The following is an 18,529-nucleotide window of genomic DNA, read 5'->3' as shown; positions in this document are numbered from 1 at the left end:
CGGCGACGCAACTGGAAGAAACCAATTGCGACCTGTGGTCCCGAAGTCCCGAGACCGGTTCTCGCGGAGACGTGTAATGATCCGCGACCCGCCGCGTCCTTGCATGACGGCAGCGCGGGCGTTGGCGTGATTGTGCCGCGGAGATCAAACCCCTAACCTGATTGGGATTCGACAGCCCCATAGGAGGTGCCAAGGATGAGCGAGCTTTCCCAATACGCGATTCTTTTCGGGCTGAGCGTCGGTGTGTTCGGTCTCGTGCTCAGCCTTTACGGGCTGGCGCGGGCCATCGGGCGCGCGCGCGCGGAACCCGGCAAGGACGTGCCCGCCACCGCCGGCACCCTGTCGCGCGATCCGGTCTGGGAGCGCTATCATGCGCGCTATGCCGGTTATGCGCTGCTGTTCCCGGCCTTCGATATGGAGATGGCGTTCATGTATCCCTGGGCTGTGGGACGGGGCGCGCCGGATGCTGACCGCTGCGCTCCTCGGCCCGGATGCACCTAGCCCGTCGCCGGGCGTGGTTTCGCGGCTGACCGGGGAGTGGCAGCAGGAATACGACCGCTCGCAGCGCCGCGATCTCTCTGCCCGGCAGTATGTCTACATCTGGACCGTTGGTGTCTACTTGCAGGCCCGGATGGAGCCGCAGGCCGAGTGCATGCTGGTCATTCTCGGCGCCACGCCCGAAGGAAAGAAGGAACTGGTCGGCTTTCAGGTCGGCGTTCGGGAAAGCGCCCAGAGCTGGCGAGAGCTCTTGGTCGACATCAAGAAGCGCGACCTCTCAGTGCCGCCCGAGGTCGCCGTGGGTGACGGGGCCATGGGGTTCTGGAAGGCGATCGACGAGGTTTTTCCCGGCACGCGTCATCAGCGCTGTCGGGTTCACAAGACAGCCAGTGTTCTCAACAAGTTCCCGAAATTCATGCAGCCGACGGTGAAGGCCGATCTACGTGAGATCTGGCACGCTGAGTCCCGCGCCAGGGCCAAAGCCGTGATGGACATCTTCGCCGAGAAATACGCGGCCAGATACGAGAAGGCGGTGACGTGCCTGACAAAGGACCGCGACGCCAAGCTGATGGTGTTCAAGCTCGTTCAGACCGCCGCGAAGACATGGCGTCGGCTGAAGCGCGCGAACCAGTTGCCGATGGTCATCAAAGGCGTCACATTCACCGATGGTGTCGCCGCAAACGACACCGAAAACCGCGCCGCCTGATCAGGCCGCGTCACCCAGATCCCAGCATAGCTCAGTCCATCATCCCGATGGATCAAAGGCCTGGTCCTGATGATCAGCCCTACCCAAGTGGGGCTGATCACGGTCATTGGTCGTTTCAGTGAAAATTGGCAAACCGGGCTCGAAAGGACCGCTGGCCTTGGGCTTCCGTCATGATGTTCCGAACCTGCATCTGCATTACACCTTATTGTCGCTGTCGGGTGCCCCCCATCTTGCAACGGCAGGAGCCTGGGTCGCCACAGACGCGGCGATCCGGGTGCGCGGATCTATAGGCCAGTCGCTATTCCATTGGCGCCAGAGTGCCGTTCGCAATTGCGGCCGCCAATTCGTCTGCGTCGACAGCTTCATCCCTATTGGTGTCCAGGGCGGCATATTGCGCGTCGGTCAGATCGGGATATTCGGTCCGCATTTCGGCCAACGAATAAAGGCCGTCCTGATCGAGGTCCATTTCGTGGGCGAAGGCGCCGTTTGCAAAGGCGACGGCCCCGATGGCGGCGGCGGCGAGTGCGATGTGTTTCATTGTGATCTCCTCATGCTTTTCCAATGGCGGTCGGTCACCGACCCCTGCATGTAAGGACGCTGAAGATGGCGAAGCGTTACAGTTGCCGAAGGGGAGACGCGCGAGCCTCGGCACGATTTTCCGACGGCCGACGTGAATTGGCGCTGCGTTCAGGTGTCGGCGGCATCGTGGTCGCCGTGCTGACACCAGACACAATCGCAGTTCAGGTGACTGCAACTGCGGTCTTTCAACGGGGCGAGAAAGCGATATCGGGCAAGTGGCAGCAGCAGTCGGCGCGGCAATGACAAGCCATAGGCCTGGGCCAGGGCTGTACCCGTATCGACCCGGGCAATCTTGCCGATCAGATAATCCACCCCGCGCGGGCCGGTCTGGTTGAACAGAAACCGGTTGACCACGCCGGCGCGCAGGCCCGGTTGCAGATCGCGTCGCCAGGATTTCGCATAGTCCGTTCCATGGATCAGACTTTCCGCCGCCAGCCGACCGGATCGCATGGCATATCGCAGCCCGAACCCTGCCAATGCGTCCTGAAAGCCCGCGTGTTCGCCGATCACAGGGTTTCCGCCCTGCATCGCCGTACGCGGTAATCTGACATTGCCGAAGCCGCCGAATTCATGGGGGTTCTGCATCTGCAACCCGGCGTGGCGCGTGAAATAGGCCACTGTCGCGGCAAGATGCTGCGCCTGGTTGCGAAAACCCGTGAACATGCAGCTGGCTACCGTGCCGCGCCCGGCATGGACCAGCAGGTATGCATAGCCCTTCGGGGCCAGATCGGCGCCGAATGCGAGCCAGGCGCCGTCGGCCATGGTCGTGTCGAAAACATGCCCCACGGCGATAATATCTGCGCGGCGCGGCCCGCCCGCCAGAACCATGTTGCCCGAGGTGTTCTTTACGCGGTCGTTGAACCGCACCTCGGCTCCGGCGGCGCGGGCCTGATCCAGTAGCGCCCGGTCCAGCGTTCCTGCCGCATCCCCACGTCGCAGCAGATAAAACAAAGGCCGCGTTCCGGCCACGGGATGTGGCTTGGCGTGGCTGTCGAAAATCATCCCCTCATTCACGCCATGATGTGCGAAATCGGTCGTGATGCCCGCCTCGGCCAGTTCGGCGAGGACATCCTGCGGGTCGGTCCAGTTCTCCAGACCCTGAAAATCGCCATGGAACCGGTGGCCGACATCGCCGTGCCATTCGCGCACGGTGACGGTCCGCCCCGCCCGGGCCAGCACGATCGCGCAGGTCAGGCCGGCAGGCCCGGCCCCGACGATCTCGATCTCGGCCTGCGACGTCATATCAGTCCGTAAATTCCGCCGCCGCAATGTAATCGCGGGTCAGGGGAAGCGCATCGTTCAGCTTGGTTCGGGTATTGGCGACCTGGATTGGGGCGATTTCGACGAAATCCAGACGCCCGGACCGGCCCAGATGGCGGGCCAGACGCGGCGACAGATCGCCGTAGACGCAGGCCAGTTGCAACACCTCGGTGCCGGGAGCCATCTCGACAATGGCAGCGTCGCAGAGCCGCCGGTATTGTCCCCAGAGGATTGCGTTGACCGCCCATGGGTGATCGAAGACGCGCAGGCTGGCGGGCCGGAGACAGGCCCACCAATAATACTGCTCCAGATAGGCCGGAAGCGGCGCATCCGGAAAGTGGGGCCGCGACGCCGCCGCGACCCGGGCCTGTGAGCGCTTCAGATCAAGCACGGCGGCGGCCGACGATGCCGATGGCGATCAGCACGACCGTGCCCACGCCATAGACGACCAGCATCCAGGTCGGCAGGTAGAAGGTCATGTAGACGTTCCAGCCGATCCAGCTAAGGCTTTCCGTCACCAATGATGGTGTGCCACCCAGCGACCCGCCTAGCGTTCCGGTGATGGTAATGACGATCGCACCTATGGTCGCCAGCGCTAGGGTGATCCAGCGTTGCCCGCCGACATAGAGGTGACGGCGGAAGCGATAGCCGAGCACGCTCATCACGGTCCAGTAGCTCAACGTCCAGGTGGCCAACATGATGTGGTTACGCCCCAGGGGGGATTCAGTGATCGCCGACCAGGGGTAGATCGTCAGACCCAGCCCGTAGGTCACAAAGCCCGCGAGCGTTCCGAGCGCGGCCAGAGGCCAGACTGCCTTTTGCAGGCGTACCGCGAATTCCGAATCGGAAAGACAGCGGATCAGGATGAACAGATAGGCCGCCATCCACAGCGCCACCGGAAAATGTGCCATGAGAATGTGATAGACCGGGCTGAGCGACCAGGAGGGCTCGCCCACCACTTCGACCTGGACCCCGGCGTCCACACCATGCGCCAGCGCCGCGCCGGTACCGAGCAGGCCCAGGAGGGTTGCGGCGACTGTGATGCGGCGGAAGCGTAGCAGAGCGGGTTTCATGGAGGTGTCCTTTGGAGTGCCGGGGGTTCCGGACTGATTTGCATTCAAATGGGTCATCAGGCCTCTCCCTCGCGGCGGCGCATTAGCAAGTTGACGTTGATACCCATGCCCACGATCAGGCCGAGACTGATGATCAATGTCCAAATCCATTGACTGCGGATTTCGCCGGCAAATTCCATCTGCACACCATAAAGCGCGAGCTGTTCCTCACTGTGACGCGTGGCTACCGGAACGCGCTGTGCGATGCGGTCGGCACCGGGGTGCTGGCGTGCATCCGTCAGCCGGCTCCAAGTGACCTGACCGGGATAGTACATGGTGATTTCCGTCCAGGGCTGGGTCCAGTCGGGGGCGTCACCCTCAAAGCGTTCGGCCACCAACTGGGCGGGTTGTTCAAGACCCAGAGAGACCGGCAGAGAGACATAGTGCCAGCGCATGGTCGAGGCGTTGCGGAACACCGAAAAGGCGAGATCGTAATTGCCGCCGTCGCGGAAGATCTTGTCTTCGAGCGGGTTGCCGGTATCCATCGCCCGCACCAGCGTCACGTCCCAGAACCCGTTGCGCCAGCGCGCGGCGGAAGGCATGGCGATGTCGGCGCGCGATCCCGACCCATCGCGCAGAACCCGGCGGGGCAGGGTATCGCCATTCTGCCAGTCGAGATTCGGGTCGAAAGGAACAGCCGTAGCCGCGTTCAGATAATAGGTGTCATTGAACCCGACCTCACCGGCCACTACCGCGTCGATCCGCAGCGCCGGATCGCCTGCGGCCGGGTCGAACATGAACAGCGGCAGGCCGGTCTCCTCGTCGATATTGGTGAAATAGGGGGCGATGCCCGCGTCGGCCTCCCGTTCGGCACCGACCGAGGTGTCCTCCGCCTGTCCCAACGGGTTGGTTCGGCTGGACCGCCAGTCCCAAAGATCGAGGAATTGACCGGCCGCGCGCAGCATCTCGAGTTCGTTTTCCGGCCGCACCGACTCGAAATCACCTGGGTCGGTACGGGTCGAGGGCAGGTATTTGGTACGCTCTTCCTCGGTTTCGGGCACGCCGGTGAAAGTCGTCAGGCCGTCGCCGATGGTGATGTAGCCGCCATAGCGACCGAAAAGTGGCACCGAGCCGTCATCGACCATCATCGCCACCCGGTCTTCGACTAGGTTGTCGGGGTCCGGGCCGATCACTTCGCCGCCGCGTTCCTCCCAGGCGCCATCTTCGTAGACCAGAACGTCATCAAACAGCATCGGGCGTTCGGCGGGCCAGCGATAGCGGAAATAGATGTTCTCGCCGTCATAGGCGGCCTTGACCTGAAGCTGTGTCATCAACTCGTCGGGAATGACGATATTGCGTTCGGGATCGTCCCGGACGACGCCGGTGCCGTGGGTGACCCAGCCCAGAACCAGAAGGCCGGTGAAAACTGCGGTGGAGACCGCAAGGTATTTCGTTTGCATCATGTGTTCCTGTCAGTTTTCTTGCTGCGTCTGCGGGCGAAGTCTTCAATGGTGTCTGTAATCAAAGCGGGCCGGTGTGGCAGCCGCCGCACCCGGACGCTCGATCTGAATGTCGATTGAATAGGTGGCCAGTTTGGAGAATTCGAAATAGCCGCCATAAGTCAGCACATCGTCGATCAGAAACGGTTCCAGCTCGATCTTCTGCGGGCTCAGCCCTAGTTCGGCGATCGATGCCGTGACCTGTGCATCGGTGATCCGTTCATTGGTCTCGGCATCGATCGCCGCGACCTGGAGGTGGTGAACATGCCTGCCATCCGGCACTCCGCCATGCATTTCAGCCTCTGCGGTGCCGCGCGGGAAGGCGCGGACGACCTCGGCGGGCACGATGGCATAGTAGATCAACGTGCCGTCAACGGTCGTGTAGCCGGTCGAGTCGGCAGCGAAAGCAGCATTTGACGCAAGCAGCAGGGATGCGACGATGCCAAGGCCCATTGCGCGAACGGGGCGGGCGAATTCTGCGATACTGTGTCGGTTCATCTTGATCTCAGATGCGGTTTGGATTGACGAAGTCATGTGCTTTCAGCGCTCATCGGCGGTCTTCGCATCTTTGGTCGCCGGGCCAGGAACCGCGCCCTTGTTAGCGTGGCTGTGGGGCCGGGTCTTGCCAGACTCGTCGGTTGTGTCAGCATCGTGCGGCTTGTGCTTGCTGCGACCATGACCACCATGACCACCATGACCAAACAGGTGCATGCCGATCATACCACCGACCAAAAGCACGATGATCCAGTTATCGAGCAGCCATTGCATGTCGTTCTCCTTTCATGCCTCCCACCGTGCGCGGAGATGGCCGGTTTCGGCTGTCCCGTCGTGAGCTTTCAACTACAGACGCTCCTTGTTGACGGGCATTACAGTGCGCGTCGAAGGGGCTTCTCCACGCCTTGGCGCTGGAAAAACAATCCGATCCGAACCCCCTGATGCGCCCACATGTACGTCATGTCGTCGAGGCCCCCGAGGAGGCCACGGACATCCTCAACAACATCCTTGCAGCGTGAGGACAGTCGATTGCGCAAGAAGATCCCGACCATCACCGCCATCGCTCAAGGCCACAAACAATCTGATATCGACGCCTTCCTGCCATGGAATTACACTGCGCCCTGACAATGGGGGCAGGCTATGCAGATCATCAAAATCACCGTGACGTTGCGCGATATCGCGCCAAAGGTCACCCGTACGCTCGAAGTGCCGGCCGACATCCCGCTCGACCACCTGCACGAAACGCTGCAGGCGGCGTTCGGTTGGCACAATGCCCATCTCTATCAGTTCTGCATGGGTGCGCCCTACCAGTGGGGTGCCGAACGCTGGGTCATGCCGGACTTTGTTGATAGCCCAGAAGACCTGCCTGCCGACAAGACCACGCTCACCCAGGCTCTGGACAAGGCCGGAGACGCTGGCCTGACCTATCTCTACGACTTCGGCGATGACTGGGAACATGAGATCACAGCCGCGCCACCCGCCGCTGCAAACCCGGGGCGAACCTACCCGCGCCTGATTGCAAACACCGGCAATTGTCCGCCTGAAGACATCGGCGGACCGCCTGGCTATGCGATGTTCGTCGAGGCCATGACCGACCCGAAACACCCCGAACACAAAGACCTAAAGGCCTGGTACGGCGGAGCCTTCGATCCAAGCAGCCCCAACGAAAAAGCGCTCAAGGCGAACGTGTCAAAACTCGCCAAACGCTGGTTTGGATGAAACGCAACACCCCAGAACCGTGGGGCCCCCGCAACGCTTACCCTAGGGCTGAGTCCCGTCGGCTCGGATTGTAGAAGTCGTCGATGAATTCGAAGATAGGTCAGCGGTGATCTGTTCACCCGCATACTGGCTGCCATCCATCGGCTGCGCGCACCGCCGGTTCCCGTATGATAACGTCGTCAACGATAGAGCCTGAGCAAAAGCGGCTCGGCCGGTCTATACATAACCCCGTCAATCAGACCAATATTCGGATCAGCCTCGCCACCGAGACCGGATATCGTGCTCAGTTGGCGCGTCAGATGCCGCAACAACGGCACCACGGGTCGAAGAGGCTTGATCGGAGCGCAGAACAGCGGCAATGTGGGCAGCAGGAGGATGTTCTACTTGGGGAATGTCGGTTCAGTATAGGGGGGGTCTGATGCCGGAGGGGGCAGAATAGTACGCTAAGGGCTGATTTTGGCCCCTGTGCGGTGCAGGGTTCTGTAGATCGTTGGCCTCGACACAGCGAACAGTTCTGCCAGATCGCTGATGGAATAGTCACCGGTGGCATGCATGCGCGTGAGTTCTTTCTGTTGTTTTTCAGAAAGTTTCGGCTGTTTTCCACGGAGTTTGCCCTTTGCTCGGGCAATGGCCATGCCTTCTTTCGTCCGTAACCGGATCAGATCGGCCTCGAACTCAGCAAAGGTGGCGAGAATGTTGAAGAACATTTTGCCCATGGGATCTGCCGGGTCGTAGATAGACATCCCCAAGGCGAGCGTGACGCCCTTTTTTTCCAGCTGTTCTGCGATAGCGCGTGCATCGGGGACGGACCGGGCAAGGCGATCCAGTTTTGGCACGACCAGCACATCGCCTTCGCGCACGGCTGCCAGTGCCTGGTCGAGACCGGGGCGGGCGCGGTTGGTGCCCGTCAGCCCGTGGTCGGTATAGATGAGATCCTCCGATACCCCCAAGTCGCATAAGGCCTGCCGCTGTGCGGTCAGATCCTGTTTGTCGGTCGAACAGCGGGCATAGCCAATCTTGGTCACAGTCATGTTCAAATTGTACGATTAAGGGGCCACATGTGCGAATCAAATCGTACCAGCTATACGAGATATGTTGGGGTGTGGTTTCTCTGCCCTTGCCAACCCTTGTGACACATGTCCGCTGAGCGACCCTCTTACGGACACCCATGTTCATGATTTTGGAAGGAACCACATGCCCCGCCGGAGAATGCTGACCGACCGCCAGCGGGCGGCGCTGCTTGACATGCCAACTGAAGAAGCGTCGATGCTGCGCCACTACACCTTGGCGGACGACGATCTGGAAATCATCCGCGCCCGTCGCCGCCCCCACAATCGTTTCGGCTTCGCCCTGCAGCTTTGCGCGCTGCGATACCCAGGTCGGTTGCTGGCGCCCGGTGAGGTCATTCCTGCGGCAGTGACGCGCTTTTTGGCGGCGCAACTCGGGCTGAGACCCGATGATCTGGCAGACTATGCAACGCGGGAGGAAACCCGCCGTGACCACCTGGCCACCCTGCGCAATCTTTACGGCTACAAGATGTTTACTGGTCGAGGGGCGCGCGACCTGAAGACCTGGCTGGAGAGCGAAGCCGAAACCGCCCGGTCGAACGAGGATCTGGCCCGGCGCTTTGTAGAGAAGTGCCGGGCGACCCAGACCATTCTACCTGGGATCACGGTTATCGAACGTCTTTGCGCGGATGCACTTGTCGCTGCCGAGCGACGGACCGACACCCGGATTGCCGACCGGCTGAATGATGAATTGCGCGGCCAGCTTGATGCACTGCTGACTGAAAGCGCGGACAGCTCTGTCACCCGCTTTGTCTGGCTGCGCCAATTCGAGGTTGGCCGAAACTCGGCCGATATAAACCGCCTGCTCGACCGGCTTGAATTCTTGCAGGGCATAGCGTTGGATCAATCCATCCTGTCCGATGTGCCGCCTCACCGCATTGCTCGCCTCCGACGACAAGGGGAACGGTATTTCGCCGGCGATCTGCGGGATATTTCAGGCGACCGCCGCCTTGCCATCGTCGCGGTCTGCGCTTTGGAATGGCGCAGTGCCATTGCCGATGCGGTGGTCGAAACCCATGACCGGATCGTCGGGAAGACATGGCGCGAGGCGAAACGCGCGTGCGATGCCCAGGCGGATGACGCAAAGGCGGCTCTGAAGGACACCTTGCAGGGATTCTCAAACCTCGGATCAACGCTGCTGGAAGCGCATGAAGATCAGGCGCCCCTGATTGAGGCCGTTCAAAACGCGGGAGGCTGGTCATCGCTCAGGGGGCTTGTCGCCACCGCTGCCCAACTCACCGACACATTGGCTGCCGATCCGCTCGCGCACGTTATTCACGGGTATCATCGCTTCCGACGATATGCGCCCCGCATGTTGCGGGCGCTCGATATTCAGGCCGCACCGGTAGCCGAACCGTTACTCGCCGCCACCGCTATCGTCGCAGGAACGGAAACCACCGCCGACCGGCCCGTGACCTTTCTGCGCCGAACCTCGAAATGGCATCGGTACCTGAATAACGATGATGGGTACCGACTATGGGAGGTGGCGGTCCTGTGCCATCTGCGCGATGCCTTCCGTTCCGGTGATATCTGGCTCGCACATTCCCGCAGGTATGGCGATCTAAAGGACGCGCTGGTCCCAGCCGAAGTCGCCCGGGCCACGCCAAAGTTGGCCATGCCGTTCGAACCGGATGCCTGGCTGGCGGATCGGAAGTCTCGCCTGGCCGCGGGCCTACAGCGATTGGCCCGCGCCGCCAGGGCCGGTGCCATTCCGGGCGGGTCCATCGAAGACGGCGCCCTCAAAATAGACCGGCTGACTGCCGCTGTCCCCGAAGAGGCCGATGCCATGGTGCTTGATCTTTATAGCCGCCTGCCGGAAATCAGGATCACCGACCTCCTGCTCGAAGTGGACGACGAGATCGGCTTTACGGAAGCATTCACCCATCTGCGCACGGGCGTCCCGTGCAAGGACAGGGTCGGCATGCTGAATGTGCTGCTGGCCGAAGGACTGAACCTTGGCCTCAGCAAAATGGCCGGGGCCACCAACACCCATGATTATTTCCAGCTTTCGCGCCTGTCGCGGTGGCATGTCGAAAGCGAGGCGATGGCACGCGCCCTGGCCACAGTTATCGAAGGCCAATCTGCCTTGCCGATGGCCCGGTTCTGGGGCAGCGGTGTCACCGCGTCCAGTGACGGGCAGTTCTTCCCCACCACGCGCCAAGGCGAGGCGATGAATCTGATCAACGCCAAGTATGGCCATGAACCCGGATTGAAAGCCTACACCCATGTCTCCGACCAGTTCGGCCCCTTCGCCACCCAGACTATCCCGGCCACGGTGAACGAAGCGCCCTACATTCTGGATGGCCTGTTGATGACCGACGCCGGGCGAAAGGTCAGAGAGCAGTACGCCGATACTGGCGGGTTCACCGACCACGTCTTCGCCGTCACCGCTCTGCTGGGCTTCCAGTTCATACCCCGCATCCGGGATCTGCCATCCAAGCGCCTTTACCTCTTCGATCCAACATCCTGCCCAAAAGAGCTGAAAGGCTTGATCGGTGGCAAGATCAGGGAACCCGTCATCAGTTCGAACTGGCCCGACATTCTGCGCAGCGCGGCCACCATGGTGGCGGGCGCAATGCCTCCAAGCCAACTGTTGCGAAAATTCGCCGCCTATCCCCGGCAGCATGAGCTTGCGGTGGCATTACGGGAAATCGGACGGGTTGAACGGACGCTGTTCATCATCGACTGGCTGCTTGACGCCGACATGCAACGTCGCGCCCAGATCGGTCTCAACAAAGGTGAAGCCCATCATGCCCTAAAGAATGCTCTGCGTATCGGGCGCCAAGGCGAAATCCGAGATCGAACAACTGAGGGGCAGCATTTCCGGATGGTCGGGCTGAACCTGCTCGCCGCCATCATCATCTATTGGAACACCAAGCATCTTGGTAAAGCTGTGGCTGGACGTCGTCGGTCGGAACTGGATTGCTCTCCTGACCTTTTGGCGCACATCTCGCCCCTCGGATGGGCCCACATCCTCCTCACCGGCGAATACAGATGGCCCAAAAGGTGAGCAAAGCCCCTTAGACCAGATGAGCGTTTTGCGGCGCACAGGCCGCATGTGTGGTTTCCTGACGAACATTGAAGAGTTCGTAGGAGGACGCACGAATGAACAAAACAACTTACGTTGGCCTTGATGTCCACAAAGATACGATCGCCGTTGCTGTCGCTGAGGAAGGGCGACGCGGTGAGACCCGCTTTTTTGGCACGATTGCGCACACCGCTGATTCTGTTCTGCGCCTGACCAAGCAGCTGGCGGCGGCGGGCAACACGCCAAGTTTCTGCTATGAGGCGGGGCCCTGCGGTTATGGTCTGCATCGACATCTCACCAAGCTCGGATTCGACTGCGCGGTCGTTGCGCCCGCGATGATCCCGCGCAAGGCCGGGGACCGGGTCAAGACGGATCGGCGGGATGCTGAGATGCTCGCACGGCTGTGGCGCGCGGGCGAGCTGACGCCGATCTGGACGCCTGACGAGGAACAAGAGGCCATGCGCGATCTAATCCGGACACGCAAGCAGGCGATGGACGCCGTGAAAGTGGCCAAGCAACAACTGCTCGGCTTCCTGCTGCGGCATGGGTTGCGATACGAGAATGGCAGCTACTGGACCAAGCGACATCGCCGGTGGTTGGCAGAACTGCGCCGCTTTCGCTTCTCGCATCAGCAACTGGCCTTCGAGGAACTGAAACGGGCCATCGATCAGGCTGAGGCTCGTGTCGCCACGCTGGATCAGGCAATTGACGAAGCCGTCCAGACCTGGCGCTTCGCCCCTGCCGTCGATGGCCTTCGTGCATTGCGCGGCGTGAACACGATCATTGCAGCGACCGTAGTGGCTGAGATCGGTGATATCACCCGATTTGAAAACCCACGCCAGCTTATGGCCTGGCTCGGGTTGGTGCCAAGCGAGCATTCCAGCGGCAACACGACGCGGCGAGGGCGGCTGACAAAGACCGGGAACGTCTTGGCCCGAACGATGCTTGTCGAAGCGGGCTGGTCCTATCGCCACCCGCCCAAGGAAGGGCAGCCTTACTTGAAGCGCTCGGCGCACCTACCGCAAGAAGTCAAGGATATCGGCTGGAAGGCGCAGACCCGCCTGTGCAAGCGGTTCCGGCATCTGTCGAACACCGGAAAACCGCAACCGCGTGTGCTCGCCGCCATCGCGCGGGAACTCGTCGGCTTCATCTGGGACATCGCACGCAAGACGCCGCTGCCCGCGTAGTACAGGTGCTCAGACTGCATGTGCAGTACGCTGGAGATGGCGGCCATTGATAGGGAAATCCTCGGATTACGTTGGGAAACATATCCGTTCTTAGAGAGAGGCACTCCCGCATCGAATTTGGTCAGGCGGTACCCAATCCGCGGATGAGAGCATGACAATCATCGGTTCGGCCCACCGTCTCCAGCGCCTGCACAGGCTACATCTTTGACGCACCCGTGTCAGCGGGGTAGTCTTGTCGTGTCAGGAAACTTGAGAACGCTCATGAGAACGTACTATTCTGCCCCCTCCGGCATCAGACCCCTCTAACAGGGGGGCCAGGCCCAGAGGTGGACCTGTCTGCCTTCCTCGACCGTCGCGATCCCGAAAAAATGGCAGATGAAGCCGAGCCGTTCGCGGACCGCGCGGGAGGATGGCTCGACCTGATGGCACAAGCCGCCGATCTTCACCCGATAAGCCGCGCCTGCGCGGGTTATCACCTCTGGAACCTCGCGGGACTCGGCCGGCAGGGTGACCGAATGGAAGCGGCAGTCACGGCCGCGCGGATCGCGGCCAGCGACGGCAAGGGCGCAGTCTTTGCGCCTCTGGTCATGGGCGGGGCAGGGGGGCTGCGCGCGGGTGGCTCACCCGCCGACCGTCTGGCGCGATGGCTTGACGGGATGGAGACCGCCTGCCTGACCGCCATGCGGCAGCTTGATGATGTCGAGGCATGGTCGACGCGGGCAGAAACCGAGATGATCCCACTCTCGGGCCGCACGCCCCCAGCCTTATGCGCTGTTCTGACCGAATGGCCACTCGTCTCCGCCCCGATGGCCGAGGCTCTGACCGGCGCCAGTCGCGCCGCCGTCCAGCGCAACATTGCCTGGATGGAGGACAAGGGTCTGGTCCGCGAGATGACCGGGCAGGGGCGGTATCGGATGTGGCGTGCGGCGAACTGAAGACCGCAGCGACCTGCACACCCATTCGGTCAAGCGCTTTGTTAACCGGACAGGTCCCCATCAGCGAACAGGTTCGGGAAAAGGCGTTCCCGGTAGTCGAGAGGAAATGCTAGTCGCACCGGCGTCTTTGGCGAGGCGGATGAGAGGTATGTGCGTAGGCCCATTCTCAGCATCAAAGCCGCCTGATCATGACCTCAGGCCATCCGGGAAACTACACCACCTTGACGGAGTTGACCGTCGATCTTCGAGGCATCCCATTCCCCATTTGGTGTCGAGTTCTGCTTGTTGGCGTCCGCTTCGATTAGGCTGGCATCGTCCGCCATCCGCTGGCCGCGGACCAGGCCCTCGGCGATGCACCGCGCAACCGTCACCTCGAGCAGATGGCGCGGCAACCCGCTGTCGCAAGACTGTCCGTGATCCGGCGAAACCGCGCAGGGCGAACCGTTGTCGGGCGATTTCATGCTATGTAATCGGGCTCCACGGCGATCCCCGTCTTTGCCGATTGCGCGCAGGCCAGCGCGATGGCCAGTGCAGCGCGCCCGTCCTCGGCAGTGGCCGACGGCGCGCGAACTTGCGTGACCGCCGCGTGGAATTCATCGAGCGCGTTATAGAAGGACCGGTCATAGCGTTCGAGGAAGAAATGCTTGAGCGGTTTGCGTGCCTCCGTCGCTGCGCTGTCCCACCGCACCAGCCTGTCGTCGCGGTGATTGCGGGTCTGGATCATGCCCTTTTCGCCGAAGGCCTCCAGCCTCTGGTCGAAGCCATAGGAACAGGCGCGGGAATTGTTGATATGGACCAGCGCGCCGGAGGGCATGGTCAACGTTGTCATGGTCAGGTCGAAATCACCCTCCGCCCCGATGGCCGGATCGAACTTGCAGCTTCCGGCGGCATAGACCGTGACCGGCCGTTCGCCCGCGATCCAGCACAGAAGGTCGATGTCGTGGATCGTGGCATCGACGAAATAGCCGCCCGAGGCGCGGACATAGTCGATGGGCGGCGGGCTTGGTTCGCGGCTCCAGCTCATCAGCATGTTGAGCGCGCCAACCTCGCCCGCGCGTACCGCCTGTTGCAGCATCGCGTTATCGGGGTCGAAGCGCCGGTTGAAGCCGAGCATGAACGGCACCGGGTTTTCGTCCAGGGCCTGCATGGCGCGCGCCACCCTTTCCAGCGACTGGTCAAGCGGCTTTTCGCAATAGATGGCTTTGCCCGCGCGCGCGGCGGCTTCGATATAATCGACATGGGTGTCAGTCGGGGTGGCGATCACCACGGCATCAACGCCCGGATTGGCCAGCACGCTATCCAGATCGTCCATCGGACGCCCGCCATATTGCTCCACGGCCTTCTGCGCCGACGCGATGCGCGGGTTATAGATCACTTCCAGCCGCAGGCCTGGATGGGCGTTGATCTTGGGGCCGTAGACATGGGCCATGCGGCCGGTGCCCATCAGCGCGATGCCAAGCGTCTTGGTCATGCCGCCCCCTTCAGGTCTTCCAGTATGATCGCCGCGGTCTTTTCCCCGATCATGATCGAGGCCGCGTTGGTATTGCCGGTCACGATGCGCGGCATGATCGAGGCATCGGCGACGCGCAGCCCCGCGATCCCGTGCACTCTCAGCCGCGGATCGACCACCGCCGTGTCATCCACCCCCATCTTGCAGGTGCCGACCGGGTGCAGCAAGGACAGACCGTTCTGGCGGCAATAGGCCAGCAGATCCTCGTCTGACTGCACGTCTTTTCCTGGCGACAGCTCGTACTCCACGCAATCCGACATGGGCGCGGTCTGCGCGATCTGTCTTCCGAATTTCAGCCCCGCTAGTGCGGCGCGATGGTCGACCTCATCGGCGAAGAAATTGAACTGGATTTCCGGCGAAGTTGCGGGGTCCGGAGAGGTCAACCGTACATGCCCGCGCGAGTTGGGGCGCATGTGTTCGGCAAGGATTGTGAAGCCGGAGAAGGGGTGCGGGGTCAGTTGCTCATCGGTGCACCAGGCCATAAAGGTCACCATCATGTCGGGGCGGTCGATCTCTGGCCCCGAACAGATGAAGGTGCTGGAATAATTGCCATTGTCGGCGAAGGGACCGGTGCGGAACAAAAGCCAGCGCAGCAGTTGCAGCCCGCCCTTCAGCTTGTTGTTGTAGAGGTCGTTGACCGTCATCCGCATGGTGGACCGATATTCCGCCCCAATGCCAAAATGGTCTTGCAGGTTCTCTCCGACGCCTGCCAGATCATGCTTCGTTTCCACGCCATTCGATTGCAACAGCGCCCCCGGACCGATGCCGGAAAGCTGCAAGAGTTGCGGCGAATTGAAGGTGCCGCCCGACAGTATGATTTCGCGCCGCGCGGTGGCGGTATGCTGGCCCGACTTGTCGCACCAGGTCACACCAGTCGCGCGATTGCCGTCCAGGTCCACCCGTTGCACCATTGCATGCAGGCGCAGGTCGATATTTTGCTTGGCGGGCCCGCGCAGATAGCCCGCTGCCGTGCTCCACCGCCTACCGTTCTTCGTTGTGGTCTGGACGTAGCCGGTGCCTTCCTGCTGCGGGCCGTTGAAATCGTCGTTGCGCGGCACGCCAAGCGCCTCTGACGCGGCGTGGAATGCCTCGCCCAACTGGTGTTCGGTGCGGATGTCCGAGACAGAGACCGGCCCGCCGGTGCCGTGGAAAGCATCCGCACCCCGTTCCTGATCTTCGCAGGATTTGAAAAAGGGCAGCACCCCTTCCCAGCCCCAACCGGTGCAACCCGCAGCCTCCCATCCGTCGAAATCCTGCGGCTGGCCGCGCATGTAGATCATGCCGTTGATCGCACCAGTACCGCCCAGAACCTTCCCGCGCGGCTGAAACAGTTCCCGGCCATTCAGGTGTGGTTCCGGCGCGCTGGTGTAGCACCAGTTCACAGCCGGGTTTGCGTAAAGCAGGGAATAGCCAAGCGGAATATGGATAAAAGGGTTGCGATCCTTGCCGCCCGCCTCCAGCAGCAGGACGCTGTGTCCGGCCTCTGCCAGTCGTCCGGCCACTGCACAGCCGGCAGAGCCGGCGCCCACAACGATGAAATCATAGGTCTCTGCGGTCATTCGGTCCTCCTCGACCGCCAATGCGGCAGCCCTTGGATCAACTGTGTCACAGGGGTCGGGTGGGCCGGAATGTCGCAAATGTCAGGAATGGACAGAATTCCTGTGCAGCGCGAGGTCGGAGTGTGATTTGTCAGAATTGGATATTTCAGAAGGAGGAGTCAGGCATGACCCGGCAGGAGATGCTGCGAATTCTGTCCTTCATGGACGAAACCCGCGCAATCGTGGAAAAACGCACCGAGCTATCGGCGACAGACGCGCGCTGGAACATCATCGCCTTCGCTATGCGCCGCCACCTGGAAGGCAAGCTGCTGACCATCACCTCGGCCGCGATGGCCGCCGATGTGCCCTATGGCACCGCCATGCGCCGGGTGAACGAACTGCTTGAAGCCGGCTTTCTGCACAAGCGGCCACGGTCGCGGACGGGCAAGTCCTTTTCGCTGCACCCGACCCGCAAGCTGATCGAGGAATTCGAGAGCTTCGCCATGCAGCTCAAGGCGATGGTCGGCAACACCTTCGGCTTTGCCAATGGCGAGGGCGCGATGGAGGATTTCTATTTCGGCGGCTACTACATGGCCTCTCGCATCCTGCCCTATCCCAACGCGATGCGCGAAGGGGTGGGCTATGACCGCACGATCCGACTGGCCCTGCCGATCGACCCGACATTCGAGACCATCGGTCAGCGCGTGCAGGATCTGGGCCGCTTCATGGGTACCAATCTGGAGGTGGTGAACCTGTCGCTGGACGATCTGCATGCCGAGATCATGGCCAATTCAAGCCGCGAAACCTCGAACTATGACGTGGTGGCCGTTGACTTGCCCTGGATTGGGCAACTGGCAGAGAAGGGCGTGATCCAGCCGCTTGACGACATCATTGCCCGCCACCGCTTCAACCCGTCCGATTTCCACCCGACGGCCTACAAGGGATCGTCTTGGGCGGGGCAGCAATTTGCCCTGCCGATCCAGCCCACGGCAGAGCTTCTTTTCTGCCGATCCGATCTCTTTGCCGATGCCGGCTTGTCGATCCCGGAAACCACCGAGGATGTGCTGTTTGCCGCCAAGCTCCTGCATAGGTCGCGGATGAACCTGTCCGGCATCGTCATGAACTTCAAGCGCGGCACCCCGGTGGCGCATACGTTCATCCAGACGCTGGCAAGTTTCGGGCAGCCGGTGATCGACCTGCCGCGTGTTGGAGGGGATTTCGACTATGGGGCCCTGTCGGGAGAGAATTACCGCCCGCTTCTGACCAGCGACGAGGCGCGGGCGACGGCGGAATTCCTGCTGGAGCTGCGCAGCTATGCCCACCCGGACAGCCTGAAATGCGACTGGGACCGACGAATCCGGATCTTTACAGAGGGCCACGCTGCCATGTGCTACGGCTGGAGCGTGCGGGCCGCGGCGTTTGAACTCGACGAGGCGTCACCGGCGCATCAGAACGTCGATTTCGCGCCGCATCCGCACGGGCCGGGCGCGCGCACGGTCTCGCCGATCGGGGGCTTTTCGCTGGCGCTGCCTCAGGGTCTGGCGCCGGGGCGGGAAAAGGCGGCCTGGCGGGTGATGGAATACCTGACAAGGCCCGAAGTGCTGAAATGGTATGTGCAGCACGGCAACCTCAGCAGCCCGCGCTTTTCCACCAGTGCCGACCCCGAAGTGCAGGCCAAGAGCGGCCTTCTGGGCCGGGTCGATGCGATGGAAAGGCGCGGCGAATTGCAGACCTGGCCGCGCCCGCCGATCCCGGAATTCAGCGATATCCTTTCGATACTGGGCGATGAAATCTACCAGATGCTGCATGGCGATAGCGGGGTCGAGGACACGCTGACCCGCGCACAGAACCGGGTCGATGCGATCATGCGTGAGAACGGGCGCTATTGAGGTCCACACATCTGGACCCCATGAAAAGGGGCGCGCAACCCGCCGGCTGCGCGCCCCTTGGTCTCGGT

General features: G+C 61.8%; 15 protein-coding genes and 3 pseudogenes. 7 read left to right on the top strand and 11 right to left on the bottom strand.

Annotated elements, in window-relative coordinates:
- The first annotated feature begins 195 nt into the window (after positions 1 to 195).
- Positions 196 to 501, top strand: coding sequence for an NADH-quinone oxidoreductase subunit A (locus tag AC13C7_RS13460; protein ID WP_482867791.1), 306 nt, complete (start codon positions 196 to 198; stop codon positions 499 to 501).
- Positions 440 to 1,204, top strand: a pseudogene (locus AC13C7_RS13455) (IS256 family transposase); the annotation flags it as partial. The gene AC13C7_RS13460 and the pseudogene AC13C7_RS13455, both read left to right, overlap by 62 nt.
- Before the next feature lie 298 nt (positions 1,205 to 1,502).
- On the opposite strand, the gene AC13C7_RS13450 reads toward AC13C7_RS13455, so the two are convergent.
- From AC13C7_RS13450 to AC13C7_RS13420, 7 genes are all read right to left on the bottom strand, one after another.
- A complete protein-coding gene (locus AC13C7_RS13450) occupies positions 1,503 to 1,742 on the bottom strand; it encodes an EF-hand domain-containing protein (protein WP_172321720.1) in 240 nt (79 codons plus the stop codon).
- Between the two features lie 149 nt (positions 1,743 to 1,891).
- A complete protein-coding gene (locus AC13C7_RS13445) occupies positions 1,892 to 3,025 on the bottom strand; it encodes an NAD(P)/FAD-dependent oxidoreductase (RefSeq protein WP_482867790.1) in 1,134 nt (377 codons plus the stop codon).
- 1 nt (position 3,026) lies between these two features.
- A complete protein-coding gene (locus AC13C7_RS13440) occupies positions 3,027 to 3,434 on the bottom strand; it encodes a hypothetical protein (RefSeq protein WP_482867789.1) in 408 nt (135 codons plus the stop codon).
- Positions 3,427 to 4,173, bottom strand: a complete 747-nt coding sequence (locus AC13C7_RS13435; RefSeq protein WP_172321717.1) for a DUF2231 domain-containing protein — start codon at positions 4,171 to 4,173, stop codon at positions 3,427 to 3,429. Before AC13C7_RS13435 ends, AC13C7_RS13440 begins: the two co-directional genes overlap by 8 nt.
- Positions 4,173 to 5,555, bottom strand: a complete 1,383-nt coding sequence (locus AC13C7_RS13430) for an ethylbenzene dehydrogenase-related protein (protein WP_482867788.1) — start codon at positions 5,553 to 5,555, stop codon at positions 4,173 to 4,175. The genes AC13C7_RS13435 and AC13C7_RS13430 overlap by 1 nt, the downstream gene beginning before the upstream one ends.
- 45 nt (positions 5,556 to 5,600) lie before the next feature.
- Positions 5,601 to 6,128: a hypothetical protein gene (locus AC13C7_RS13425; protein ID WP_482867787.1), complete on the bottom strand. Its 528-nt coding sequence runs from the start codon at positions 6,126 to 6,128 to the stop codon at positions 5,601 to 5,603.
- Between the two features lie 6 nt (positions 6,129 to 6,134).
- Positions 6,135 to 6,362 (bottom strand): DUF2933 domain-containing protein, encoded by a 228-nt coding sequence (locus AC13C7_RS13420; RefSeq protein WP_482867786.1) that lies wholly within the window; start codon positions 6,360 to 6,362, stop codon positions 6,135 to 6,137.
- 366 nt (positions 6,363 to 6,728) lie between these two features.
- Between AC13C7_RS13420 and AC13C7_RS13415 the strand changes: the two genes are divergently transcribed.
- The gene (locus AC13C7_RS13415) at positions 6,729 to 7,307 is read left to right on the top strand and encodes a plasmid pRiA4b ORF-3 family protein (RefSeq protein ID WP_482867785.1); all 579 of its coding nucleotides are present in this window, start codon (positions 6,729 to 6,731) and stop codon (positions 7,305 to 7,307) included.
- A gap of 443 nt (positions 7,308 to 7,750) precedes the next feature.
- On the opposite strand, the gene AC13C7_RS13410 is transcribed toward AC13C7_RS13415, so the two are convergent.
- Positions 7,751 to 8,338 (bottom strand): recombinase family protein, encoded by a 588-nt coding sequence (locus AC13C7_RS13410; protein ID WP_482867784.1) that lies wholly within the window; start codon positions 8,336 to 8,338, stop codon positions 7,751 to 7,753.
- Positions 8,339 to 8,501: 163 nt separating this feature from the next.
- On the opposite strand from AC13C7_RS13410, the gene AC13C7_RS13405 reads away from it, so the two are divergent.
- From AC13C7_RS13405 to AC13C7_RS13395, 3 genes and pseudogenes are all read left to right on the top strand, one after another.
- Positions 8,502 to 11,384 (top strand): Tn3 family transposase, encoded by a 2,883-nt coding sequence (locus tag AC13C7_RS13405; RefSeq protein ID WP_482867783.1) that lies wholly within the window; start codon positions 8,502 to 8,504, stop codon positions 11,382 to 11,384.
- Between the two features lie 95 nt (positions 11,385 to 11,479).
- A complete protein-coding gene (locus AC13C7_RS13400) occupies positions 11,480 to 12,589 on the top strand; it encodes an IS110 family RNA-guided transposase (protein WP_482867782.1) in 1,110 nt (369 codons plus the stop codon).
- 302 nt (positions 12,590 to 12,891) lie between these two features.
- Positions 12,892 to 13,524 (top strand): annotated as a pseudogene (locus tag AC13C7_RS13395) (helix-turn-helix domain-containing protein); the annotation flags it as partial.
- Positions 13,525 to 13,754: 230 nt separating this feature from the next.
- On the opposite strand, the pseudogene AC13C7_RS13390 reads toward AC13C7_RS13395, so the two are convergent.
- The 3 genes and pseudogenes from AC13C7_RS13390 to AC13C7_RS13380 form a co-directional block, all read right to left on the bottom strand.
- Positions 13,755 to 13,940 (bottom strand): annotated as a pseudogene (locus AC13C7_RS13390) (IS5/IS1182 family transposase); the annotation flags it as partial.
- Positions 13,941 to 13,981: 41 nt separating this feature from the next.
- Entirely contained in the window at positions 13,982 to 14,995 is a 1,014-nt protein-coding gene (gene iolG / locus AC13C7_RS13385) for an inositol 2-dehydrogenase (RefSeq protein ID WP_482867781.1), read from the bottom strand.
- Entirely contained in the window at positions 14,992 to 16,593 is a 1,602-nt protein-coding gene (locus AC13C7_RS13380; RefSeq protein ID WP_482867780.1) for a GMC family oxidoreductase, read from the bottom strand. The genes iolG and AC13C7_RS13380 overlap by 4 nt, the downstream gene beginning before the upstream one ends.
- 164 nt (positions 16,594 to 16,757) lie before the next feature.
- On the opposite strand from AC13C7_RS13380, the gene AC13C7_RS13375 reads away from it, so the two are divergent.
- The gene (locus AC13C7_RS13375) at positions 16,758 to 18,461 is read left to right on the top strand and encodes an ABC transporter substrate-binding protein (RefSeq protein WP_482867779.1); all 1,704 of its coding nucleotides are present in this window, start codon (positions 16,758 to 16,760) and stop codon (positions 18,459 to 18,461) included.
- Positions 18,462 to 18,529: the final 68 nt, after the last annotated feature.

This window comes from Alterinioella sp. B-7 (assembly GCF_056857775.1).
The sequence above is the reverse complement of the archived record's forward strand: the minus strand, read 5'-3'. Positions and strand labels throughout refer to the sequence as shown.